The sequence below is a fragment of the Streptomyces sp. NPDC101152 genome (genome assembly GCF_044768275.1).
Classification (GTDB): domain Bacteria; phylum Actinomycetota; class Actinomycetes; order Streptomycetales; family Streptomycetaceae; genus Streptomyces.
In genome coordinates this window covers 193770-214835 of sequence record NZ_JBIWPO010000008.1, presented here as the reverse complement: position 1 = coordinate 214835, position 21066 = coordinate 193770, and the positions used below count along the sequence as shown (strand labels likewise).

Sequence of the window (21066 nt, the reverse complement as noted above, 5' to 3'; positions counted from 1 at the left end):
GGAGACGCCGATGGCATCAGCCGCCATCACGCTTGCCGCGGAGGCACCCAAGCTGTCATCCGCGAACACGGGCTTCATGCTCATCGCATCCGCCCTTGTACTGATCATGACCCCGGGTCTTGCCTTCTTCTACGGAGGCATGGTCCGCGTCAAGAGCACCCTGAACATGCTGATGATGAGCTTCATCAGCCTCGGCATCGTCACCATTCTGTGGGTGCTCTACGGTTTCTCCCTCGCCTTCGGCACGCACAACGGCCTGATCGGCTGGGACTCCGACTGGTTCGGACTGCGCAAGATCGGTCTGACGGAGCTCTGGCCCGGCTACACCATCCCGATCTTCGTGTTCATGGTCTTCCAGATGATGTTCGCGATCATCACGCCGGCCCTGATAAGCGGCGCCCTCGCGGACCGCGTCAAGTTCTCGGCCTGGTCGCTCTTCATCGCCCTGTGGCTGACGATCGTCTACGTCCCGATCGCCCACTGGGTGTGGGGCGCCGACGGCTGGGCCTTCAAGCTCGGTGTGATCGACTTCGCCGGTGGTACCGCGGTCCACATCAACGCCGGTGCCGGCGCCCTCGGCGTCATCCTGGTCATCGGCAAGCGCGTCGGCTTCAAGAAGGACCCGATGCGCCCGCACAGCCTCCCGCTGGTCATGCTCGGTGCCGCCCTGCTGTGGTTCGGCTGGTTCGGCTTCAACGCCGGCTCGTGGCTCGGCAACGACGACGGCGTCGGCGCGCTGATGTTCGTCAACACCCAGGTCGCCACCGCCGCCGCCATGCTCGCCTGGCTCGCCTACGAGAAGATCCGCCACGGCGCGTTCACCACGCTGGGCGCCGCCTCCGGCGCGGTCGCCGGTCTGGTCGCCATCACCCCGTCCGGTGGTGCGGTCTCCCCGCTCGGCGCGATCGCCGTCGGCGCCATCGCCGGTGTGGCCTGCGCCGCGGCCGTCGGACTGAAGTTCAGGTTCGGCTACGACGACTCCCTCGACGTGGTCGGCGTCCACATGGTCGGCGGCATCATCGGCTCCCTGCTCATCGGCTTCTTCGCCACCGGCAAGGGCCAGTCCACCGCGACGGGCGTCTTCTACGGCGACCACTCCTTCACCCAGCTGTGGAAGCAGTGCGCCGGTGTCGGCGCGGTCCTCGCCTACTCCCTGATCGCCTCCGCCGTCCTCGCCTTCCTCCTCGACAAGACCATCGGCATGCGGGTCACCGAGGACGAGGAGGTCTCCGGTATCGACCAGGCCGAGCACGCCGAGACCGCATACGACTACAGCGGCGCGGGTGGAGGCATCGCCGGCTCCACCACCTCGGTCCTGGCCGCCGCGACGCAGACCAAGAAGGTGGACGCATGAAGCTCATCACCGCCGTCGTCAAGCCGCACCGGCTCGACGAGATCAAGGAAGCCCTCCAGGCCTTCGGGGTCCACGGCCTGACGGTGACCGAGGCGAGCGGTTACGGTCGTCAGCGGGGCCACACCGAGGTCTACCGCGGTGCCGAGTACACCGTCGACCTGGTCCCCAAGATCCGGATCGAGGTCCTGGCCGAGGACGACGACGCCGAGCAGCTGATCGAGGTCGTCGTCAAGGCGGCCCGTACCGGCAAGATCGGTGACGGCAAGGTCTGGTCGATCCCGGTCGACACGGCGGTCCGCGTGCGGACCGGCGAGCGCGGTCCCGACGCGCTCTGACAGAAGAAGAACAGGAGCTGCTGGGTGTCGAGTACGGACGTGCACAACGAAGCAGAAGACTCGGGACCCAGCGGCTACGCGGCGGCCCGGCTGCACCTCCTCACCGAGGGGGAGCGGTCCGGGCCGCCGCGCCGTGCCGCCCTGTCCGAGCTGACGGACGACTGGCTGACGGGGCTCTTCGCCGCCGGAGCCGAGGGGCTGCGCGGCGTCTCCCTGGTCGCCGTCGGCGGATACGGCCGTGGCGAGCTGTCCCCGCGCAGCGACCTGGACCTGCTCCTGCTCCACGACGGCGGCGACACCAAGGCGGTCGCCGCCCTCGCCGACCGCATCTGGTACCCGGTCTGGGACCTCGGCCTCTCCCTCGACCACTCCGTGCGCACCCCCGCGGAGGCCCGCAAGACCGCCGGTGAGGACCTGAAGGTCCAGCTCGGCCTCCTGGACGCCCGCCACCTCGCCGGCGACCTCGGCCTGACGGCGGGCCTGCGGACGGCCATCCTCGCGGACTGGCGCAACCAGGCGCCCAAGCGCCTGCCCGAACTCCAGGAACTGTGCGTGGAGCGCGCCGAACGCCAGGGCGAGCTGCAGTATCTGCTGGAACCGGACCTCAAGGAAGCGCGCGGCGGGCTGCGCGACGCCACCGCCCTGCGCGCCGTCGCCGCCTCCTGGCTGGCCGACGCCCCGCGCGAGGGCCTCGACGACGCCCGGCGCCGCCTCCTCGACGTCCGTGACGCGCTCCACCTCACCACGGGTCGCGCGACCGACCGGCTCTCGCTCCAGGAGCAGGACCAGGTCGCCGCCGAGCTGGGCCTGCTGGACGCCGACACCCTGCTGCGCCAGGTCTACGAGGCGGCCCGGGTGATCTCGTACGCCAGTGACGTCACCTGGCGCGAGGTGGGGCGCGTGCTGAGATCGCGCGCCGTGCGGCCACGACTGCGCGCCATGCTGGGCGGCTCGAAGCCCGTCGCCGAGCGCTCCCCGCTGGCCGAGGGCGTCGTCGAGCAGGACGGCGAGGTGGTGCTCGCGCGCGCCGCGCGTCCCGAGCGCGACCCCGTGCTGCCGCTCCGCGCGGCCGCCGCCGCCGCACAGGCCGGACTCCCGCTCTCGCTGCACGCCGTACGGCGCCTGGCGGCGATCTCGCGCCCCCTGCCCACGCCCTGGCCCGCCGAGGCGCGCGAGCAACTGGTGACACTGCTCGGCTCGGGGCGCCCGACCATCGAGGTCTGGGAGGCGCTGGAGGCGGAGGGCCTGATCACCCGGCTGCTGCCGGACTGGGAGCGGGTGCGGTGCCGGCCGCAGCGCAACGCCGTGCACATCTGGACCGTCGACCGGCACCTGATCGAAACGGCCGTGCGCGCCTCCGAGTTCACCCGCCGCGTGCACCGTCCCGACCTCCTCCTGGTCGCCGCCCTCCTGCACGACATCGGCAAGGGCTGGCCCGGCGACCACTCGGTGGCCGGCGAGATCATCGCGCGCGACGTGGCGGGCCGGATCGGCTTCGACCGCGACGACGTCGCCGTGCTCGCCACCCTGGTACGCCACCACCTGCTGCTCATCGACACGGCCACCCGGCGTGACCTGGAGGACCCGGCCACCGTGCGGTCGGTCGCCGAGGCGGTCGGCTCGCAGGGCACGCTGGAGCTGCTGCACGCGCTGACCGAGGCGGACGCGCTGGCCACCGGCCCGGCCGCCTGGTCGTCCTGGCGGGGCTCGCTCGTCGCCGACCTCGTCAAACGGGTCGCCGCGGTCCTCGCCGGGGACGTCCCCGACGAGCCCGAGGCCGCCGCGCCCACCGCCGAGCAGGAACGGCTCGCCATCGAGGCCGTCGCCACCGGCAGCCCCGTCCTGTCCCTGCGCGCGCAGACCGAGCCGCCGGCCGAGGACCAGCCCTCCGGGGACCCCGAACCGCTCGGTGTGGAGCTGCTGATCGCCGTACCGGACCAGCCGGGCGTTCTGCCCGCGGTCGCCGGTGTCCTCGCCATGCACCGCCTCACCGTCCGCACGGCGGAACTGCGCGCGCTGGACCTGCCGGACGGCGTCGAGGGCTCGGTCCTGCTGCTGGACTGGCGGGTGGCCGCCGAGTACGGCTCGCTGCCGCAGGCCGCACGGCTGCGGGCGGACCTCGTACGGGCCCTGGACGGCTCCCTGGACATCGCGGGGCGCCTGGCCGAACGGGACGCCGCCTACCCGCGCCGCCGCGGTGTCGTGGCACCCCCGCCCCGCGTGACGGTCGCCCCGGCCGCCTCCCGGCACGCCACGGTGATCGAGGTACGCGCCCAGGACGCCCCCGGCCTGCTGCACCGGATCGGACGGGCGCTGGAGGACGCGGGGGTGCGGGTGCGCAGCGCCCATGTCAGCACCCTGGGCGCGAACGCGGTGGACGCCTTCTACGTCACCGGTGCCGAGGGCCTGCCGCTGCAGGGCGAAGAGGCGGCATCGATGGCCCGAAAGCTGGAGGAAGCACTGCGGGCGTGATGACTGGTGCCGGGCGGGGGCGATTGTCCTGCGGGTCCGGATACCCTTGAAGACGCTCACCCTGACCCCTACTCCGAGGACCGACGCCGCCGTGTTCGACACTCTCTCCGATCGCCTCTCAGCGACCTTCAAGAATCTGCGCGGCAAGGGGCGTCTGAGCGAGGCGGACATCGACGCCACCGCGCGCGAGATCCGTATCGCGCTGCTCGAGGCGGACGTGGCCCTGCCCGTCGTCCGGTCGTTCATCAAGAACGTCAAGGAGCGTGCTCTCGGCCCCGAGCTCGCCAACACGCGGTACCCCGCCCAGCGGGTCCTCGACATCGTCAACGAGGAGCTGGTCGGCATCCTGGGCGGCCAGACCCGCCGCCTGCGCTTCGCCAAGCAGCCGCCGACCGTGATCATGCTCGCGGGTCTGCAGGGTGCCGGTAAGACCACCCTCGCGGGCAAGCTGGCCAAGCACCTCAAGGAAGAGGGCCACTCGCCGCTCCTTGTCGCCGCCGACCTCCAGCGTCCGAACGCGGTCAACCAGCTGAGCGTCGTCGCCGAGCGCGCGGGCGTCGCCGTCTTCGCCCCCGAGCCCGGCAACGGCGTGGGCGACCCGGTCAAGGTCGCCAAGGACTCCATCCAGCACGCCAAGGCCAAGGTCCACGACATCGTCATCGTCGACACCGCCGGCCGCCTCGGCATCGACCAGGAGATGATGCAGCAGGCCGCGGACATCCGGGACGCCATCTCGCCCGACGAGATCCTCTTCGTCGTCGACGCGATGATCGGTCAGGACGCCGTCAACACGGCGGAGGCCTTCCGCGACGGCGTCGGCTTCGACGGCGTGGTCCTCTCCAAGCTCGACGGTGACGCCCGCGGTGGTGCGGCCCTGTCGATCGCCTCGGTCACCGGCAAGCCCATCATGTTCGCCTCCAACGGCGAGAAACTGGACGACTTCGACGTCTTCCACCCCGACCGGATGGCCGGCCGCATCCTCGACCTGGGTGACCTCGCCACCCTCTTCGAGATCGCGCAGAAGGAGTTCAGCGAGGAAGAGGCCGCCAAGATGGCCTCCAAGCTCACCTCCAAGAAGGGCCAGGACTTCACCCTGGACGACTTCCTGGCCCAGATGGAGCAGGTCAGGAAGATGGGCAGCATCAGCAAGCTGCTCGGCATGATGCCCGGCATGGGCCAGATCAAGGACCAGATCAACAACATCGACGAGCGGGACATCGACCGCACCGCCGCGATCATCAAGTCGATGACCCCGGCCGAGCGCCAGGAACCGACGATCATCAACGGCTCCCGCCGGGCACGTATCGCCAAGGGCTCCGGTGTCGAGGTCAGCGCGGTCAAGAGTCTGGTCGAGCGGTTCTTCGAGGCCCGCAAGATGATGTCCCGCATGGCCCAGGGCGGCGGCATGCCCGGGATGCCGGGCATCCCGGGCATGGGTGGCGGCCCCGGCCGCAGCCGGAAGCAGCCGAAGAAGGCCAAGGGCAAGCAGCGCTCCGGCAACCCGATGAAGCGCAAGCAGCAGGAGCAGGAGGAGGCGGCGCGCAGGGCCGCCGCCGCCCAGGGCGGTGCCGCGCCGGGCGGCGCCTTCGGACTGCCGGGGCAGCAGGGCGGTCAGGACTTCGAGCTGCCGGACGAGTTCAAGAAGTTCATGGGCTGATCCACGAGGACTTCATGGAACGATCGTGAAGTTCATGGTGTGACTTCACGCACTGCGCATGCCCGGGGTTGGTCGTTGTCGTAACGTCCGGTTATGACCAACCCCGCGCCGCCACGCAAGTCGCCCGACCAGCCCTGGCGTACCGAGGGCACGCCCGAGGAGCCGCAGAAGCCGCCGCCGGGCGACCGGAAGATGCGCGGCGGCTGGTGGAGCCTGATCCTCACCGCGCTGGTCGTGTACCTGATCGCGAACCTGCTGCTGTCGTTCTTCAACGAGGGCGGCGTGCCGACCATCTCGTACACCGAGTTCAGCAAGCAGGTCGACACGGGCAACGTCAGCAAGATCTACGCCAAGGGCAACGCCATCCAGGGCCAGCTCAGGACGGCGCAGAAAAAGCCCACGGGCAGCGGCAAGTACACCAAGTTCAGCACCGAGCGGCCCACCTTCGCGAACGACAGGCTCTGGGAGGACCTGACCAAGCACGACGTCACGGTCACCGCGGAACCGGTCGTCCAGCACCGCAGCTTCCTGTCCAACCTGCTGATCTCCCTGGCGCCGATGCTGGTGCTGGTCGCGGTGTGGGTCTTCATCGCCCGGCGGATGAACTCTGGGCTCGGCGGCGCGGGCGGCGTGCTCGGCCGCAAGTCACCGCCCAAGCCGGTGGAGCTGCAACCGGGCCAGCAGCGCACGACCTTCGAGGACGTGGCCGGCATCGACGAGGTCGAGGGCGAGCTCAACGACGTCGTGGACTTCCTCAAGAACCCCGACGCCTACCGCAGGATGGGCGCGAAGATGCCCAAGGGCGTGCTCCTCGCGGGCCCGCCCGGCACCGGCAAGACCCTGCTCGCGCGGGCCGTCGCGGGCGAGGCCGGGGTGCCGTTCTTCTCGGCGTCCGCCTCCGAGTTCATCGAGATGATCGTCGGCGTGGGAGCCTCCCGCGTGCGTGAACTGTTCGCCGAGGCCCGCAAGGTGGCCCCGTCGATCATCTTCATCGACGAGATCGACACCATCGGCCGGGCCCGCGGCAGCGGCTCCGGCATGGGCGGCCACGACGAGCGCGAGCAGACCCTCAACCAGATCCTCACCGAGATGGACGGCTTCTCCGGCTCGGAGGGCGTCATCGTCATCGCCGCCACCAACCGCGCCGACGTCCTCGACCCGGCCCTGACCCGCCCCGGCCGCTTCGACCGGGTCGTCCAGGTCTCGCCCCCCGACCGGGCCGGCCGCCAGGCCATCCTGGAGATCCACACCCGCGAGATCCCGCTCGCGCAGAACGTCGACCTCGCGCAGGTCGCCCGGACGACCCCGGGCATGACCGGCGCGGAACTCGCCAACCTCGCCAACGAGGCCGCCCTGCTCGCCGTCAAACGCAAGCAGGACCGGGTGACGCAGGCCGACCTCTCGGAGGCGCTGGAGAAGATCCAACTGGGCGCGGAACGGCCGCTGGTGATGCCCGAGGAGGAGCGGCGCAGGACGGCGTACCACGAGAGCGGCCACGCCCTGCTCGGCATGCTCCAGCCCGGCGCCGACCCCGTCCGCAAGATCACCATCGTGCCGCGCGGCCGCGCCCTCGGCGTCACGCTCTCGACGCCGGAGTCCGACAAGTACGCCTACACCGAGGAGTACCTGCGCGGCCGGATCATCGGCGCGCTCGGCGGGATGGCGGCGGAACAGGTCGTCTACGGCGTCATCACCACCGGCGCCGAGAACGACCTCGAACAGGTCACCGGCATCGCCCGCGGCATGGTCGCCCGCTGGGGCATGAGCGACCGCGTCGGCCGCCTCTCCGCCCTCCCGGGCGACGCCCAGCAGGCCTACGGCCTCGCCGCGGCCCCGCAGACCCTCGACGTGATCGACGGCGAGATGCGCCGCATCGTCGAAGAGTGCTACACCGAGGCCTGCCGCAAGCTCATCGACCACCGGGGCCAACTGGACGCCCTCGCCGAGGCCTTGCTGGAACGGGAGACCCTGGAGGAGGCGGACGTGTACCGCATCGCGGGCATCACCCGGCTGACGAAGAACGCCGAGGTCTAGGACCCCAGGGGCGCCCCAGGGGTGCTTCGACTCCCTAGGGCACGCGGGCGATGAGGTACCGGAACACGTTCGGCATCCACACCGTGCCGTCGCGGCGCTGGTAGGGGTGCACGGCCTCCGTCAGTTCCTTGTCCACCTGGGCCTGGTCCGTGGCGGTGATCGCCGCGTCGAAGAGGCCGGTGGACAGCAGGCCGCGAACGGCGCTGTCCGGGTCGGCGTACCCGAAGGGGCAGGCGACCCGCCCGGAGCCGTCCGGCTTCAGGCCGGCCCGCTGGGCGACCTCCTCCAGGTCGTCGCGCAGGGCGGGGCGCCAACCGCCCGCACGGTGCATGGGATCCGCCAGCTTGGCGGCCACCCGCAGCACCGACGACGTGGCGCAGCGCTCCGGCGGGCCCCAGCCGGCGAGCACCACCGGCGTCCCGCGCTCGGCCAGCGGGGTCGCCGCCCGCAGCAGCTCGCCGAGCCCCTCCGAGTCGCCCGCCAGACACCCGATGGGCTCGAAAGCCGTCACCACGGTGTACGGGGGCGTCTTCGCGCCGCCCGCGGCCGCGATGTCCCCGGGCGTGCCGGCGACAAGTCGTACGCCGTCGCGCGCACGCGTGCCCGCCTCGGGCAGCAGCCGCTCCCGCGCGAGGGCGAGCCGTTCGGGATACGAGGGGTCGACACCGGTCACCGCGGCCCCTCTGGACGCCGCCATCAACAGGGCGAGGCCGCTGCCGCAGCCGAGGCCCAGCAGCCGAGTGCCCGAGCCCACCTCCAGTCGCTCGTAGACGGCCTCGTAGAGCGGGACCAGCATCCGCTCCTGGATCTCGGACCAGTCACGCGCGCGTGCACCCGCGTCCACACGCGTGGCCGGGCCCGCGTGAGGTCGGTGCTGCCGCACGAGCGTAGGTGTCATCTAAAGCGCCCCAATCCGCCGAGAGTTGCCGCTGTGCCCTTTTCCATGGCCCCCGTGACGTGCGCTCGCACTTCCCCCGTATGCCAGGTAACTCCGCACTCGACCGTGCGTCCAGGGGTTGACGGTCCCCGGCTTGCGGCTGGAGCCCGCGGGCGAAAAGAATTCACATCCCGGCAACGTGCCCCCGTAATATCCCGGCATGGCAAAGGCACCCGTGCTCACACCCCGGGCGGACGACTTCCCCCGCTGGTACCAGGATCTGATCGCCAAGGCCGAACTGGCCGACAACGGTCCGGTGCGCGGCACCATGGTCATCCGACCGTACGGGTACGGGCTGTGGGAGCGGATGCAGGCCGAGATGGACGCCCGGATCAAGGCCACGGGCACGCAGAACGCGTACTTCCCGCTGCTGATCCCGCAGTCGTACCTCACCCGCGAGGCGGACCACGTCGAGGGTTTCGCGCCGGAGCTGGCCGTGGTCACCCACGCCGGCGGCAAGGAGCTGGAGGAGCCCGCGGTCGTCCGGCCCACCTCCGAGACGATCATCAACGAGTACTTCTCGAAGTGGGTGCAGAGCTACCGCGACCTGCCGCTGCTGATCAACCAGTGGGCGAACGTGGTGCGTTGGGAACTCAGGCCGCGGCTCTTCCTCCGCACCACCGAGTTCCTGTGGCAGGAGGGCCACACCGCGCACGCCACCTACGAGGAGGCGCACGACTTCGCCGCGCACATCCAGCGGCACGTGTACGGGGACTTCGTCGAGAACGTCCTCGCGATCGACTTCGTCTCCGGCCGCAAGACGGTCAAGGAGCGCTTCGCCGGAGCCATCAACACCCTGACCCTCGAAAGCATGATGGGCGACGGCAAGGCCCTCCAGATGGTCACCAGCCACGAGCTGGGCCAGAACTTCGCCAAGGCGTTCAACACCCGGTACCTGTCCAGGGAAGGCACCCAGGAACTCGTCTGGCAGACCTCCTGGGGCTCCACGACCCGCATGATCGGCGCCCTGGTGATGACCCACGGCGACGACGACGGCCTGCGCGTGCCCCCGCGTCTGGCGCACATCCAGGCCGTCGTGCTCGCGATCAAGGGCGACGAGGCGGTTCTGGCCAAGGTCCGCGAGATCGGCGACCGGTTGCGGTCCGCCGGGGTCCGTGTCCATGTGGACGACCGCACCGACATCCCCTTCGGGCGCCGGGCGGTCGACTGGGAGCTCAAGGGCGTGCCGGTACGCGTCGAGGTCGGCCCCCGTGACCTGGAGAACGGCACGGTGATGCTGGCGCGGCGGATCCCGGGAGGCAAGGAGGCGGTGGCGATCGACTCCCTCGTAGGACTCGTGCCGTCCGTCCTCGAGGAGGACCAGGCGCTGCTGCTGGCGCAGTCCCGCGCGCGCCGCGAGTCGCGGACCGCCGACGTCTCGACGATCGAGGAGGCCGTCGAGGCCGCCGTCGCCGGCGGCTGGGCGCGCATCCCGTGGGCGACCCTGGGCGCGGAGGGCGAGGCCAGGCTGGCCGAGCACGCGGTGACCGTACGGTGTCTGGTCGCCGCCGACGGGTCGGTGCCCGAGAGCGAGGACGCACCCGGTAACGTCGCCCTCGTCGCGCGCGCTTACTGAGAGGGCGCCCTTCCGCGGCGAGAGCGACCGAAACGTCTCTTGCGCATCCGCGGATCACAGCCGTACCGGCGCGTGGACAACGGCTACGCGCCGGTACGTAGGTCAGGCTACGTACCACCTTGGGACGAGCTGTGAGGTTTCTCCGCAGATCAGCGCACTGGCCCTCGTCTCCGCGCATCAGCGGCAACTGACGGGTACGTGCAAATTATTTGGGATGGCCCGGAATAGGAACACAGGGGCACCCCCGCTCGTTGTCATTACGTGAGCACGACACAGACACCACCTGTTCTCGCCGCAGAGCTGGCACAGGCGTGGGCCGACATCCAGCGGTACCACCCCGAGCTGCCGGACCTTGCCGCGCCAGAGTCCCTGATCGGAGAGTCGTCGTCCGCGTGCGGACACGAGCTCTCCTTCGAGCGACTGCTCCATGAGGCAGTCCATGGCATCGCCGCCGCGCGCGGCGTACGCGACACGTCCCGTGCCGGCCGGTACCACAACCGCAGATTCCTCGCGATCGCCGAGGAACTGGGCCTGGACCACCCCGAGGAGCCGCATCCCAGTAGCGGCTTCTCGCTGGTCACGCTCAATCCCGAGGCAAAGCGCCGCTACCGCCCCACCATGGAACGCCTCCAGCGCGCCCTCAAGGCGCACACGGCGGCGACCTCGGCGGACACCCCGAAGAGCTTCCGGGGCCCGGCGGCCCGGCATGGCTCCTCCGGTGGCGGGGTCCGGGTCAAGGCGGTCTGCGACTGCGGCCGCAACGTACGGGTCGTCCCGTCCGTCCTGGCCCAGGCCCCCATCGTCTGCGGCGGCTGCGGCAAGCCGTTCCGCATCCCGGAGGTCGTGGGGGCGGCGTAACCGTGGGCCCTGGAGCACCGGCATCTCGTGGCTGTCGGTATCCGGGCGTCGCACATGGGGAGCCGACCGCCGCCTGCGGGCAGTCGTGCCGCTGGGGCGGCACGGGTGGGCGCTGGGGGTCCCCCGCTCGAGCGAAGTCGAGAGTGGGGGAGGCACCCCGCACGCCGGGCTGCGCAGTGTCGTGACGGCACCGACGCGCCCGGCGCCTCAGGCATGCCCTGGAACCCTCCCCGTACCCTCGGCCAAAAGCGACCCGCAGGGTGTGGCACAATGGCTAGCTGTACTCGACAGCCGCACAGGACCCCTCTCTCCTCCGGCTGACGCGTCCATCGGGCACTCGGGTACCGCAACCCCACGCGGCCATCTCGCCGTGCCCAACCACGTCAAATCCAGGAGAACCCACTCCCGTGGCAGTCAAGATCAAGCTGAAGCGTCTGGGCAAGATCCGTTCGCCTCACTACCGCATCGTCGTCGCCGACTCCCGCACCCGTCGTGACGGCCGTGCGATCGAGGAGATCGGCCTGTACCACCCGGTGCAGAACCCCTCGCGCATCGAGGTCGACGCCGACCGCGTGGCGTACTGGCTCGGTGTCGGCGCCCAGCCGACCGAGCCCGTGCTCGCCATCCTGAAGAAGACCGGCGACTGGCAGAAGTTCAAGGGCGAGCCCGCCCCGGCGCCTCTGCTGCAGCCGGCCGCGAAGGCCGCGCGCCCGTCGTTCGAGGCCCTCGGTGGCGACGACGAGGGCAAGGGTGAGGCCATCACCCAGAAGAAGAAGGCTGAGAAGAAGGACGAGGCGCAGGCCGAGTCCTCTTCGTCTGAGTCGACCGAGGCCTGAGCATGCTCGAGGAGGCTCTCGAGCACCTCGTGAAGGGCATCGTCGACAACCCGGACGATGTGCAGGTCGCTTCCCGCAACCTGCGCCGCGGTCGCGTGCTCGAGGTCCGGGTCCACCCCGACGACCTCGGCAAGGTGATCGGTCGCAACGGCCGCACCGCACGCGCTCTGCGCACCGTCGTGGGCGCCATCGGCGGCCGTGGTGTCCGCGTCGACCTCGTCGACGTCGACCACGTCCGCTGACGCCGAACGCAGCACCGGCTCGGGCCGGGGAGGGCCACTGGGCCGTCCCCGGCCCGTAGTCGTATGTATCGGGATCAGGACGTATCCGGATCAGGAGAAGCAGGAACAGTGCAGCTGGTAGTCGCTCGCATCGGCCGTGCCCACGGCATCAAGGGCGAGGTCACCGTCGAGGTCCGCACCGACGAGCCGGAGTTGCGGCTCGCGCCCGGCGCCGTCCTGACGACGGACCCCGCCTCCACGGGTCCGCTCACCATCGAGACCGGCCGGGTGCACAGCGGCCGCCTCCTCCTGCGCTTCGAGGGTGTCACGGACCGCACCGCGGCCGAGGCCCTGCGCAACACCCTCCTGATCGCCGAGGTCGACCCCGACGAACTGCCCGAGGAGGAGGACGAGTACTACGACCACCAGCTCATCGACCTCGACGTGGTGACCGAGGACGGCGTGGCGGTCGGCCGGATCACCGAGATCTCGCACCTGCCCTCCCAGGACCTGTTCATCGTCGAGCGCCCCGACGGCAGCGAGGTGATGATCCCCTTCGTCGGGGAGATCGTCACGGAGATCGACCTCGAGGAGCAGAAGGCCGTCATCGCACCCCCGCCGGGCCTGATCGACGACCGGGCGGAGATCGCCGCCAGCCGGGACGAGTCGTAATGCGTCTCGACGTCGTCACGATCTTCCCCGAGTACCTGGAACCGCTGAACGTCTCCCTCGTCGGCAAGGCACGCGCGCGTGGTCGGCTCGACGTCCATGTGCACGACCTGCGCGCGTGGACGTACGACCGCCACAACACCGTCGACGACACCCCCTACGGCGGCGGCCCCGGCATGGTCATGAAGACCGACCCCTGGGGCGAGGCCCTGGACACCGTCCTCGCCGACGGCTACGAGACCGGCTCCCACGCGCCCGCCCTGATCGTCCCCACGCCCAGCGGCCGCCCCTTCACCCAGGAACTCGCCGTCGAGCTCTCCGAGCGCCCCTGGCTGGTCTTCACACCCGCCCGCTACGAGGGCATCGACCGGCGGGTGATCGACGAGTACGGCACCCGTATGCCCGTCCACGAGGTCTCCATCGGCGACTACGTCCTCGCCGGCGGGGAGGCGGCCGTCCTGGTCATCACGGAGGCCGTCGCCCGCCTGCTGCCCGGCGTCCTCGGCAACGCAGAGTCCCACCGCGACGACTCCTTCGCCCCCGGCGCCATGGCCAACCTGCTGGAAGGCCCCGTCTACACCAAGCCGCCCGAGTGGCGCGGGCGCGCGATCCCCGACGTGCTGCTCAGCGGCCACCACGGCAGGATCGCCCGCTGGCGCCGCGACGAGGCCCTCAGGCGCACGACGGCCAACCGGCCCGACCTCATCGAGCGCTGCGACCCCAAGGCCTTCGACAAGAAGGACCGCGAGATGCTCTCCATCCTGGGCTGGGCGCCGGACCCGGAGGGCGAGCCCTACGGCCGATTTTGGCGCAGGCCCGAGGGCATGGAAGAATAGGCCGCTGTTGTGCGTCGTCCGGCGCGCGCCCCTGCCACAGGGGGACACGACGCCCGCCCCGACACGGACAGCATCCTTCCGGAACACCCAGCTCCCGTTGATGACCTGTGGCATCAGCGAAGAAAGCAGACGAAATGTCTCACCTGCTCGACACCGTCGACTCCGCGTCGCTGCGCAGCGACATCCCGGCCTTCCGCCCGGGTGACACCGTCAACGTCCACGTGCGCGTCATCGAGGGCAACCGCTCCCGTGTGCAGCAGTTCAAGGGCGTGGTCATCCGCCGTCAGGGCAGCGGTGTCCGCGAGACCTTCACGGTCCGCAAGGTCTCCTTCTCCGTCGGCGTCGAGCGCACCTTCCCGGTGCACACCCCGATCGTGGAGAAGATCGAGCTCGTCACCCGCGGTGACGTGCGTCGCGCCAAGCTGTACTACCTGCGTGAGCTGCGCGGCAAGGCCGCGAAGATCAAGGAGAAGCGCGACAACTGAGCTCGCGCCGGGATCCACAGAAGGGCCGGATAGCATCTGGCCCCGATGGACACCGAAGCACAGCACACGGAGCGCGACCGCTCCTCCCGCCCTGGACCAGTGGCTGCGGAGGGACGGTCGCGCTTCGCGTTGGTGGCGCGGATCACGGACCGGGTGCCCGGCGGCCGGATCACCCTGACCCTGCTGGCCTGCCTGGTGTTTTTGCTGCTCCTCAACTCTTTCGTGGCGCAACCCTTCCGGATTCCCAGCGGATCCATGGAAAAGGGATTGAGGATCGGGGACCGCGTTCTCGTAAATAAGTTGGCGTACCGTTTCGGTGCCGAGCCGCGCCGCGGGGACGTGGTGGTCTTCGACGGAACCGGGTATTTCGGAAACGCGGACTACGTCAAGCGCGTCGTGGGCGTGGGGGGCGACCGCGTGGTCTGCTGCGACAGGGAGGGGAGGATCGAGGTGAACGGCCGGTCGGTCGACGAGTCGGCGTTCCTGTACCCCGGGGACACCCCGTCGACGGTGCCTTTCCGCGTCGTCGTGCCCGACGGCACCCTCTTCGTCCTCGGCGACCACCGCAGCGTCTCCAGCGACTCCCGCGACCACCTGGGCTCGCCCGGCGGCGGCATGGTCCCGGTGTCCGACGTCATCGGACGGGCCGACTGGATCGTCTGGCCCTTCGCCCACTGGACCCACCTGCACGGCTCCGCCGCCTACGCGCCCGTGCCCGCGGCGTCCACCCCGGCCGGCGGCGCCCATGGGTAACCGCGGCAGGCCGCGCCGCCCCGAACCGCACGGCGGATACGGCACCTACGGCACCTTCGGCACCGAGGACCTGCTGCCCACCGGCTCCCGGCGCACCTCCTCCGGCACCGGTCAGACCAACGGCCGTACCCGCGCCGAGCGGCGCAAGCTGCAGCGCAAGGTCAAGCGAAAGCGCAGGCGCAGCGCGGTCAAGGAGATACCCCTCCTGGTCGGTGTGGCGGTCCTCATCGCCCTGGTCCTGAAGACGTTCCTCGTCCAGGCGTTCGTGATCCCGTCGGGCTCCATGGAGCAGACGATCCGGATCGGTGACCGTGTCCTGGTCGACAAGTTCACCCCGTGGTTCGGCTCCCAGCCCAAGCGCGGGGACGTCGTCGTGTTCAAGGACCCCGGCGGCTGGCTCGCGGGCGAGCAGACCACGACGACGAAGGACGACCCCATCGTCGTCAAGCAGATCAAGGAGGGGCTCACCTTCATCGGCCTGCTGCCCTCGGCCAACGACAAGGACCTCATCAAGAGGGTCATCGGCGTGGGCGGAGACCACGTCAAGTGCTGTGACACCCAGGGAAGGGTGACCGTCAACGGCGTTCCCCTGACCGAGCAGGACTACCTGTATCCCGGCAACGCACCCTCCACGCAGCCGTTCGACATCACCGTCCCCCAGGGGCGGCTGTGGGTGATGGGCGACCACCGGGGCAACTCGGCCGACTCCCGCGCCCACATGAACACCGACTACGGCGGCACGGTCTCCCTGAACTCCGTGGTGGGCCGGGCCATGGTCATCGCCTGGCCCCTCGGGCACATGACGTCCTTGAAGGAACCTAAAACTTTCTCCTCCGTCTCCAACTCCGTGTCGGGGACGACCGCGTCCCCGTGGCTGTCGCATAGGGTTGCTACCGACGATCCGAAGTCAGCGATCCAGCTCCCGAGCCCTGCGGAACTCCCGCTCGTTATGGGAGTGGTGGGCCTGCGCCGCGCATGGGGCAGGCAGCGGCACAGAGTAAGGAGTTGGCGTGGGGGATGTGGCGGTTGGCGCACGGTCCGGACACGACGGCGAGGAGCACCGCGGGCGCCCCGCGGAGTCAGCCGTCCCGGCCGCGGACAGCGCCGTGACCTCCGGGAGTGACTCCGGCGCGGCCGAGGAGCCCGCGGCGCCCGGCGAGCAGACCAGGGCCGACGAACAGGGCCCGGGCGACTCGACCCCCAGGGTGAAGAAGCAGCGTTCCTTCTGGAAGGAGCTGCCCATCCTGATCGTCATCGCGCTCGTCCTGGCGCTGCTGATCAAGACCTTCCTGGTGCAGGCGTTCTCGATCCCGTCGGACTCGATGCAGAACACGCTCCAGCAGGGCGACCGCGTCCTGGTCGACAAGCTCACCCCGTGGTTCGGCTCGAAACCCGAGCGTGGCGAGGTGGTCGTCTTCCACGATCCGGACAACTGGCTGGCGGGCGAGCCGACTCCGAACCCCAACCCGGTGCAGAAGGTCCTCAGCTGGATCGGCCTGATGCCGTCCGCGGAGGAGAAGGACCTCATCAAGCGCGTGATCGGCGTCGGCGGCGACACGGTCTCCTGCAAGGGCAGCGGCCCGCTGAAGGTCAACGGCAAGGCGCTGAACGACGCGTCGATCGTGTACCCGGGCAACACCCCGTGCAGCGTCGACGACCAGGGCGGCCAGTTCACGGTGAAGGTGCCCAAGGGCTACATCTGGGTCATGGGCGACCACCGGCAGAACTCCCGTGACTCCCGGTACAACCAGAGCGACAAGCACAACGGCATGGTCCCGGTCGACAAGGTCGTGGGCCGCGCCATCGTCATCGCCTGGCCGATCAACCGCTGGAGCACCCTGCCCGTCCCGGACACCTTCGACCAGCCCGGCATCGGCGACCACTCCTCGGCGTCCGCCGCCCTGACGGCCGCGCCGAACGCCCTCGCGCTTGCCGGTGCACTGCCGGTGGTGCTGTGGCGGCGCCGGAGGATCGCGTCCGCCGCGACCCGCTGACCGGTCCGCGCACCCGGCCTTGGTGAAAGCCTGGTGCAGCTGTGACCCCGGGGGGCCGTGAAGGGCTGACCGGGTCTGGTACCGCCGGGTAGGGTGCGGACCCATGGGTGGCGAGAGCACGACACGTACGGCCCCGCGCAGCGGCGGCAAGAGCACGGGCCCGGTGGGCAGCAGGACCGGGCAGCGGCTGTCCGGGGTGGCGGTCGCACTGGGCATTGTGCTGTTCCTCGGCGGATTCGGCTGGGGAGCACTGGTCTACCGGCCGTACACCGTGCCGACGACCTCGATGACGCCGACGATCGACGCCGGCGACCGGGTGCTGGCCCAGCGCGTCGACGGCAGTCGGATACACCGGGGTGACGTCGTCGTCTTCAACGACAAGACCTGGGTGACCAACGCCCCCGTGGTCAAGCGCGTGGTCGCGGTCGGCGGGGACACGGTCTCCTGCTGCACCGACGGCAAGCTGACCGTCAACGGCAAGCAGATCGACGAGGGCTACCTCAAGGGCGGCGCGGTCGAGGACAAGACCATCCCCACCGTGAAGGTCCCCGCGGGCCGCCTGTTCCTGCTCGGCGACGAACGCCAGGGCTCCCTGGACTCCTCCGCCCACCTCACGGACGCGGCCCAGGGTACGGTCGCCGAGTCCGCCGTGACGGCTCGGGTGGACGCCGTGGTCTGGCCGGTGAAGGGCATGCTGCAGCGCCCCACCGGCTTCGAGACGCTGGGCGCACTGTCCCAGCCGGGCCCCCTGCGCGTGATCGTCGGTCTGATCATCGCCGGTGCCGTCCTCGTCCTCGGCGGCGGTGCGTACGGTCCGGTCGCGGGACTCCTGGGCCGACGGCGTTCGAGGACGCGGACGGAGCCCGTGGGTGCCCGCTGAGGCCGAGGGCGCGGCCGAGGACTCCTCCTCGGGCGGCCTGCGCAAGGTGGCCCGGGTGATCCTGCTCGACCCGCACGACCGGATCCTGCTCCTGCACGGCCACGAGCCGGACGATCCGTCCGACGACTGGTGGTTCACCCCGGGCGGGGGCCTGGAGGGCGCGGAGAGTCGTGAAGAGGCCGCGCTGCGGGAACTCGCCGAGGAGACCGGCATCACCGACGTGGAACTCGGCCCGGTGCTGTGGCGGCGGATGTGCTCCTTCCCGTTCGCGGGGCGCCGGTGGGACCAGGACGAGTGGTACTACCTGGCCCGTACGACCCAGACGGCCACCGAGGCCAGGGGCCTCACGGAGCTGGAGCGGCGCACCGTCGCGGGAGCGCGCTGGTGGACGTGTGCGGAACTTGCCCGGGCACATGAGACGGTGTATCCGACCAGACTCGCCGAGCTGCTGCGCAGGCTGCTCGACGAAGGTCCCCCGGCCGGGCCCGTGACCCTTGACGTGGAAATCGTCTAGGGGCTGACGGGACTGGCGCACAATGGGGGGACCGCACGGCTGAAGGGGAACATGCCATGAGCGCCGAGGACCTCGAGAAGTACGAGACCGAGATGGAGCTGAAGCTCTACCGGGAGTACCGCGATGTCGTCGGTCTGTTCAAATACGTGATCGAGACCGAGCGGCGTTTCTACCTCACCAACGACTACGAGATGCAGGTGCACTCGGTCCAGGGCGAGGTGTTCTTCGAGGTGTCGATGGCGGACGCGTGGGTCTGGGACATGTACCGGCCGGCTCGGTTCGTGAAGCAGGTCCGGGTGCTCACGTTCAAGGACGTGAACATTGAGGAGCTCAACAAGAGCGACCTGGAACTGCCGAGCGGGTGATCTCCGCTCGTGCGGGTGACGGAGTTGTCCACAACCGGTGAGTAGCCCACCAAGATCGATTCGGTGGGAGCGGATGCGTGACGGTTGGCACCGGAGGTGGTGCCGACATGAACGCACGAAGCGCACTCGGCAGGTACGGCGAGGACCTGGCCGCACGGCGGCTGGTCGAGGCCGGAATGACGGTCCTGGAGCGCAACTGGCGCTGTGGCAGGACGGGTGAGATCGACATCGTGGCCCGGGACGGGGACGTCCTGGTCGTCTGCGAGGTGAAGACCCGCAGGACGGGTGCCTACGAGCACCCGATGGCCGCGGTCCCGCCCGAGAAGGCGCGACGCCTGCGGGACCTCGCGGAACGCTGGATCCACGCCCATGGCGGCGCCCCACCGGGAGGCGTCCGCATCGACCTCGTCGGGGTCGTCCTCCCCGACCGCGGCGCGCCCCTGGTAGAGCACGTGCGGGGGGTGGCCTGAGATGGGGTTCGCACGGACGTGCTCGGTGGCGCTGGTGGGCGTCGAGGGCGTGGTGGTCGAGGTCCAGGCGGACCTGGAGCCCGGGGTGGCGGCGTTCACCCTGGTGGGCCTGCCGGACAAGAGCCTGAGCGAGAGCCGGGACCGGGTCCGGGCGGCGGTGGTGAACTCGGGCGGCGAGTGGCCGCAGAAGAAGCTCACGGTGGGACTCAGCCCGGCATCGGTGCCCAAGGCGGGTTCCGGCTTCGACCTGTCAAGGGTGGCGAAGAGACACTTTTACGCTCTACTCTCAGCCCATGACCGACTCCACCTCAACCGGCCGCCGCATGGTCGTCTACACCCGGATCTCCGACGACCGCGAAGGCCGGCAGAACGGCACCGACCGGCAAGAACGCCAGTGCCGCGCCCTCGCCGACAAGAACGGCGACGAGGTCGCCGCCGTCTACACCGACGACGACCGCTCCGCGTATTCCGGCAAGCCGCGCCCCGGCTATCAGCGGATGCTCGCCTTCCTCCGCGCCGGCCACGCTGACGGCGCCCTGGCCCTCGCACCCACCCGCTTCTACCGTCGCCTCGACGACGGTCTTGAGTTCTTCAAGCTCATCGCCGAGAAGGGCCTCGAGGTCGAGACGGTCAAACAGGGCCGCTATGACTTGTCCACCGCGGACGGACGCCGGGACGCCCTCCGGGCCGCCGTCGACGCCCAGCACGAGGCCGAGCAGATCTCGGAGCGCGTCCGCGACGCCAAGGCCGACAACCTCGCCAAGGGGGAGTACCGGGGCGGCCCTCGCCCGTTCGGCTACGAATCCGACGGCGTCACCATCCGCGAGGAAGAGGCCGTCCACCTCCGGGCCGCGGTCGACGCCATCATCGCCGGGGACTCGCTGCGCTCCGTGAGCCGCGACTGGGCCACGAAGGGCGTGCGGACCGTGGCGCGCCGGTTCAAGCAGCCCGACGGCACCCGCGGCGAACCCGAATCCCGCGAGTGGACGCCCACCGAGCTGCGCAAACTGCTGCTGCGCGCCCGTAACGCCGGGCTCATCGAGCACAAGGGCGAGGTCGTCGGCGAGGCCACCTGGCCGGGCATCGTGCCCGAGGAGAAGTGGCGTGCCTGCAAGGCGGTACTCGAGCGCCCAGAGCGGAAGATCACGACCGGGAACGCCCGGGTGTGGCTCGGCTCGGGCCTGTACCGGTGCGGCAGCCCAGGATGCACGGAGACGCTGCGCTGCTCCACGGCCGGCAAGGGATCGGGGAACACGCACGTGCCCGCGTACCGGTGCCGCACCGGCAAGCACGTGACACGGGTCGCGGCACCGCTCGACCAGCACGTCACGAACCTGATCCTGGTCCGGCTATCCCGGCCGGACGCCGTAGCCGTCCTCCTGCCGCCCTCCCGCCCGTCGGAGAACCGCGAGGACCTCGCCGCCGCGGCGAACGCCCTACGCGGCAAGCTGGACGCACTCGCCGCCGACTACGCCAACGACCTCATCACCCGGCAGCAGCTGCTCGACGGGACCGCCCTCGCCCGCAAGCGGCTGGAGAAGCTGGAAGACCAGATGTCAGCGCAGGCGCAGAACAACGTGCTGGCCGGTCTGCCGCTCGGTACTGCGAGAGTGGTGGAGGAGTGGCCTGGCTATCACTTGGATAAGAAGCGGGCGATCCTCGACGCGCTGATGACGGTCACGGTGCTGCCCGCGCGCCGCGGTCGGCCGCCGGGCTTTCAGCCGGGCGTGACACAGACGTACTTCAACCCGGAGGCCGTCAAGGTCGACTGGAAGCATCCCGGGTGAACGCCGAAGCCCCGCCGCGGGCATCACTCCGGG

General features: G+C 70.4%; 21 protein-coding genes and 1 pseudogene. 21 read left to right on the top strand and 1 reads right to left on the bottom strand.

Going from position 1 to position 21066, the window contains the following annotated elements:
• Window positions 1-10: 10 nt before the first annotated feature.
• From ACIRVK_RS13885 to ftsH, 5 genes are all read left to right on the top strand, one after another.
• A complete protein-coding gene (locus tag ACIRVK_RS13885; RefSeq protein WP_404246532.1) occupies window positions 11-1354 on the top strand; it encodes an ammonium transporter in 1344 nt (447 codons plus the stop codon).
• Window positions 1351-1689: a P-II family nitrogen regulator gene (locus ACIRVK_RS13880; protein WP_028802442.1), complete on the top strand. Its 339-nt coding sequence runs from the start codon at window positions 1351-1353 to the stop codon at window positions 1687-1689. Before ACIRVK_RS13885 ends, ACIRVK_RS13880 begins: the two co-directional genes overlap by 4 nt.
• 24 nt (window positions 1690-1713) lie before the next feature.
• On the top strand, window positions 1714-4161 hold the full coding sequence (locus tag ACIRVK_RS13875; RefSeq protein WP_404246530.1) for a [protein-PII] uridylyltransferase: 2448 nt from the start codon (window positions 1714-1716) through the stop codon (window positions 4159-4161).
• 91 nt (window positions 4162-4252) lie between these two features.
• Entirely contained in the window at window positions 4253-5818 is a 1566-nt protein-coding gene (ffh, locus tag ACIRVK_RS13870; RefSeq protein WP_404246528.1) for a signal recognition particle protein, read from the top strand.
• A gap of 93 nt (window positions 5819-5911) precedes the next feature.
• Complete coding sequence (gene ftsH, locus ACIRVK_RS13865; protein WP_404246526.1) at window positions 5912-7852, top strand: ATP-dependent zinc metalloprotease FtsH; 1941 nt, start codon at window positions 5912-5914, stop codon at window positions 7850-7852.
• Window positions 7853-7886: 34 nt separating this feature from the next.
• Here ftsH and ACIRVK_RS13860 read toward each other — a convergent pair whose 3' ends face one another.
• Complete coding sequence (locus tag ACIRVK_RS13860) at window positions 7887-8750, bottom strand: SAM-dependent methyltransferase (RefSeq protein WP_404246525.1); 864 nt, start codon at window positions 8748-8750, stop codon at window positions 7887-7889.
• A gap of 199 nt (window positions 8751-8949) precedes the next feature.
• On the opposite strand from ACIRVK_RS13860, the gene proS reads away from it, so the two are divergent.
• From proS to ACIRVK_RS13780, 16 genes and pseudogenes are all read left to right on the top strand, one after another.
• A complete protein-coding gene (gene proS / locus ACIRVK_RS13855) occupies window positions 8950-10365 on the top strand; it encodes a proline--tRNA ligase (RefSeq protein ID WP_404246523.1) in 1416 nt (471 codons plus the stop codon).
• A gap of 261 nt (window positions 10366-10626) precedes the next feature.
• Window positions 10627-11223 (top strand): hypothetical protein, encoded by a 597-nt coding sequence (locus ACIRVK_RS13850; RefSeq protein ID WP_133046790.1) that lies wholly within the window; start codon window positions 10627-10629, stop codon window positions 11221-11223.
• A gap of 407 nt (window positions 11224-11630) precedes the next feature.
• Window positions 11631-12059, top strand: coding sequence for a 30S ribosomal protein S16 (rpsP, locus tag ACIRVK_RS13845; RefSeq protein ID WP_404246521.1), 429 nt, complete (start codon window positions 11631-11633; stop codon window positions 12057-12059).
• A gap of 2 nt (window positions 12060-12061) precedes the next feature.
• Window positions 12062-12301 carry an RNA-binding protein gene (locus tag ACIRVK_RS13840; protein ID WP_003973401.1) on the top strand — a complete coding sequence of 80 codons (240 nt, stop codon included), beginning with the start codon at window positions 12062-12064 and terminating at the stop codon, window positions 12299-12301.
• A 108-nt stretch (window positions 12302-12409) separates the two neighbouring features.
• Window positions 12410-12952 (top strand): ribosome maturation factor RimM, encoded by a 543-nt coding sequence (gene rimM, locus ACIRVK_RS13835; RefSeq protein WP_404246519.1) that lies wholly within the window; start codon window positions 12410-12412, stop codon window positions 12950-12952.
• Complete coding sequence (trmD, locus tag ACIRVK_RS13830; protein WP_404246517.1) at window positions 12952-13785, top strand: tRNA (guanosine(37)-N1)-methyltransferase TrmD; 834 nt, start codon at window positions 12952-12954, stop codon at window positions 13783-13785. Before rimM ends, trmD begins: the two co-directional genes overlap by 1 nt.
• A 134-nt stretch (window positions 13786-13919) precedes the next feature.
• The gene (gene rplS, locus ACIRVK_RS13825) at window positions 13920-14270 is read left to right on the top strand and encodes a 50S ribosomal protein L19 (protein ID WP_360958476.1); all 351 of its coding nucleotides are present in this window, start codon (window positions 13920-13922) and stop codon (window positions 14268-14270) included.
• Window positions 14271-14315: 45 nt separating this feature from the next.
• Entirely contained in the window at window positions 14316-15023 is a 708-nt protein-coding gene (gene lepB, locus ACIRVK_RS13820) for a signal peptidase I (protein WP_404246515.1), read from the top strand.
• Window positions 15016-16146 (top strand): signal peptidase I, encoded by a 1131-nt coding sequence (gene lepB, locus ACIRVK_RS13815; RefSeq protein WP_404246513.1) that lies wholly within the window; start codon window positions 15016-15018, stop codon window positions 16144-16146. The genes lepB (ACIRVK_RS13820) and lepB (ACIRVK_RS13815) overlap by 8 nt, the downstream gene beginning before the upstream one ends.
• Window positions 16034-17017, top strand: a complete 984-nt coding sequence (gene lepB / locus ACIRVK_RS13810) for a signal peptidase I (RefSeq protein ID WP_404246511.1) — start codon at window positions 16034-16036, stop codon at window positions 17015-17017. The genes lepB (ACIRVK_RS13815) and lepB (ACIRVK_RS13810) overlap by 113 nt, the downstream gene beginning before the upstream one ends.
• 103 nt (window positions 17018-17120) lie before the next feature.
• Window positions 17121-17897: a signal peptidase I gene (gene lepB, locus ACIRVK_RS13805; protein ID WP_404246509.1), complete on the top strand. Its 777-nt coding sequence runs from the start codon at window positions 17121-17123 to the stop codon at window positions 17895-17897.
• Window positions 17887-18411, top strand: a complete 525-nt coding sequence (locus ACIRVK_RS13800) for an NUDIX hydrolase (protein ID WP_404246507.1) — start codon at window positions 17887-17889, stop codon at window positions 18409-18411. The genes lepB (ACIRVK_RS13805) and ACIRVK_RS13800 overlap by 11 nt, the downstream gene beginning before the upstream one ends.
• Before the next feature lie 56 nt (window positions 18412-18467).
• Window positions 18468-18776 carry a DUF2469 domain-containing protein gene (locus tag ACIRVK_RS13795; RefSeq protein ID WP_003993268.1) on the top strand — a complete coding sequence of 103 codons (309 nt, stop codon included), beginning with the start codon at window positions 18468-18470 and terminating at the stop codon, window positions 18774-18776.
• 107 nt (window positions 18777-18883) lie between these two features.
• The gene (locus tag ACIRVK_RS13790) at window positions 18884-19246 is read left to right on the top strand and encodes a YraN family protein (RefSeq protein ID WP_404246505.1); all 363 of its coding nucleotides are present in this window, start codon (window positions 18884-18886) and stop codon (window positions 19244-19246) included.
• 1 nt (window position 19247) lies between these two features.
• Window positions 19248-19550, top strand: a pseudogene (locus tag ACIRVK_RS13785) (magnesium chelatase domain-containing protein); the annotation flags it as partial.
• A complete protein-coding gene (locus ACIRVK_RS13780) occupies window positions 19540-21033 on the top strand; it encodes a recombinase family protein (RefSeq protein ID WP_404246503.1) in 1494 nt (497 codons plus the stop codon). The pseudogene ACIRVK_RS13785 and the gene ACIRVK_RS13780, both read left to right, overlap by 11 nt.
• Window positions 21034-21066: the final 33 nt, after the last annotated feature.

Coding starts and splice junctions, on each gene's coding strand:
- ACIRVK_RS13885 (WP_404246532.1), top strand. CDS start 11: ATGGCATCAGCCGCCATCACGCTTGCCGCGGAGGCACCCAAGCTGTCA.
- ACIRVK_RS13880 (WP_028802442.1), top strand. CDS start 1,351: ATGAAGCTCATCACCGCCGTCGTCAAGCCGCACCGGCTCGACGAGATC.
- ftsH (WP_404246526.1), top strand. CDS start 5,912: ATGACCAACCCCGCGCCGCCACGCAAGTCGCCCGACCAGCCCTGGCGT.
- ACIRVK_RS13860 (WP_404246525.1), bottom strand. CDS start 8,750: ATGACACCTACGCTCGTGCGGCAGCACCGACCTCACGCGGGCCCGGCC.
- proS (WP_404246523.1), top strand. CDS start 8,950: ATGGCAAAGGCACCCGTGCTCACACCCCGGGCGGACGACTTCCCCCGC.
- ACIRVK_RS13840 (WP_003973401.1), top strand. CDS start 12,062: ATGCTCGAGGAGGCTCTCGAGCACCTCGTGAAGGGCATCGTCGACAAC.
- trmD (WP_404246517.1), top strand. CDS start 12,952: ATGCGTCTCGACGTCGTCACGATCTTCCCCGAGTACCTGGAACCGCTG.
- rplS (WP_360958476.1), top strand. CDS start 13,920: ATGTCTCACCTGCTCGACACCGTCGACTCCGCGTCGCTGCGCAGCGAC.
- lepB (WP_404246515.1), top strand. CDS start 14,316: ATGGACACCGAAGCACAGCACACGGAGCGCGACCGCTCCTCCCGCCCT.
- lepB (WP_404246513.1), top strand. CDS start 15,016: ATGGGTAACCGCGGCAGGCCGCGCCGCCCCGAACCGCACGGCGGATAC.
- lepB (WP_404246509.1), top strand. CDS start 17,121: ATGGGTGGCGAGAGCACGACACGTACGGCCCCGCGCAGCGGCGGCAAG.
- ACIRVK_RS13795 (WP_003993268.1), top strand. CDS start 18,468: ATGAGCGCCGAGGACCTCGAGAAGTACGAGACCGAGATGGAGCTGAAG.
- ACIRVK_RS13790 (WP_404246505.1), top strand. CDS start 18,884: ATGAACGCACGAAGCGCACTCGGCAGGTACGGCGAGGACCTGGCCGCA.
- ACIRVK_RS13780 (WP_404246503.1), top strand. CDS start 19,540: ATGACCGACTCCACCTCAACCGGCCGCCGCATGGTCGTCTACACCCGG.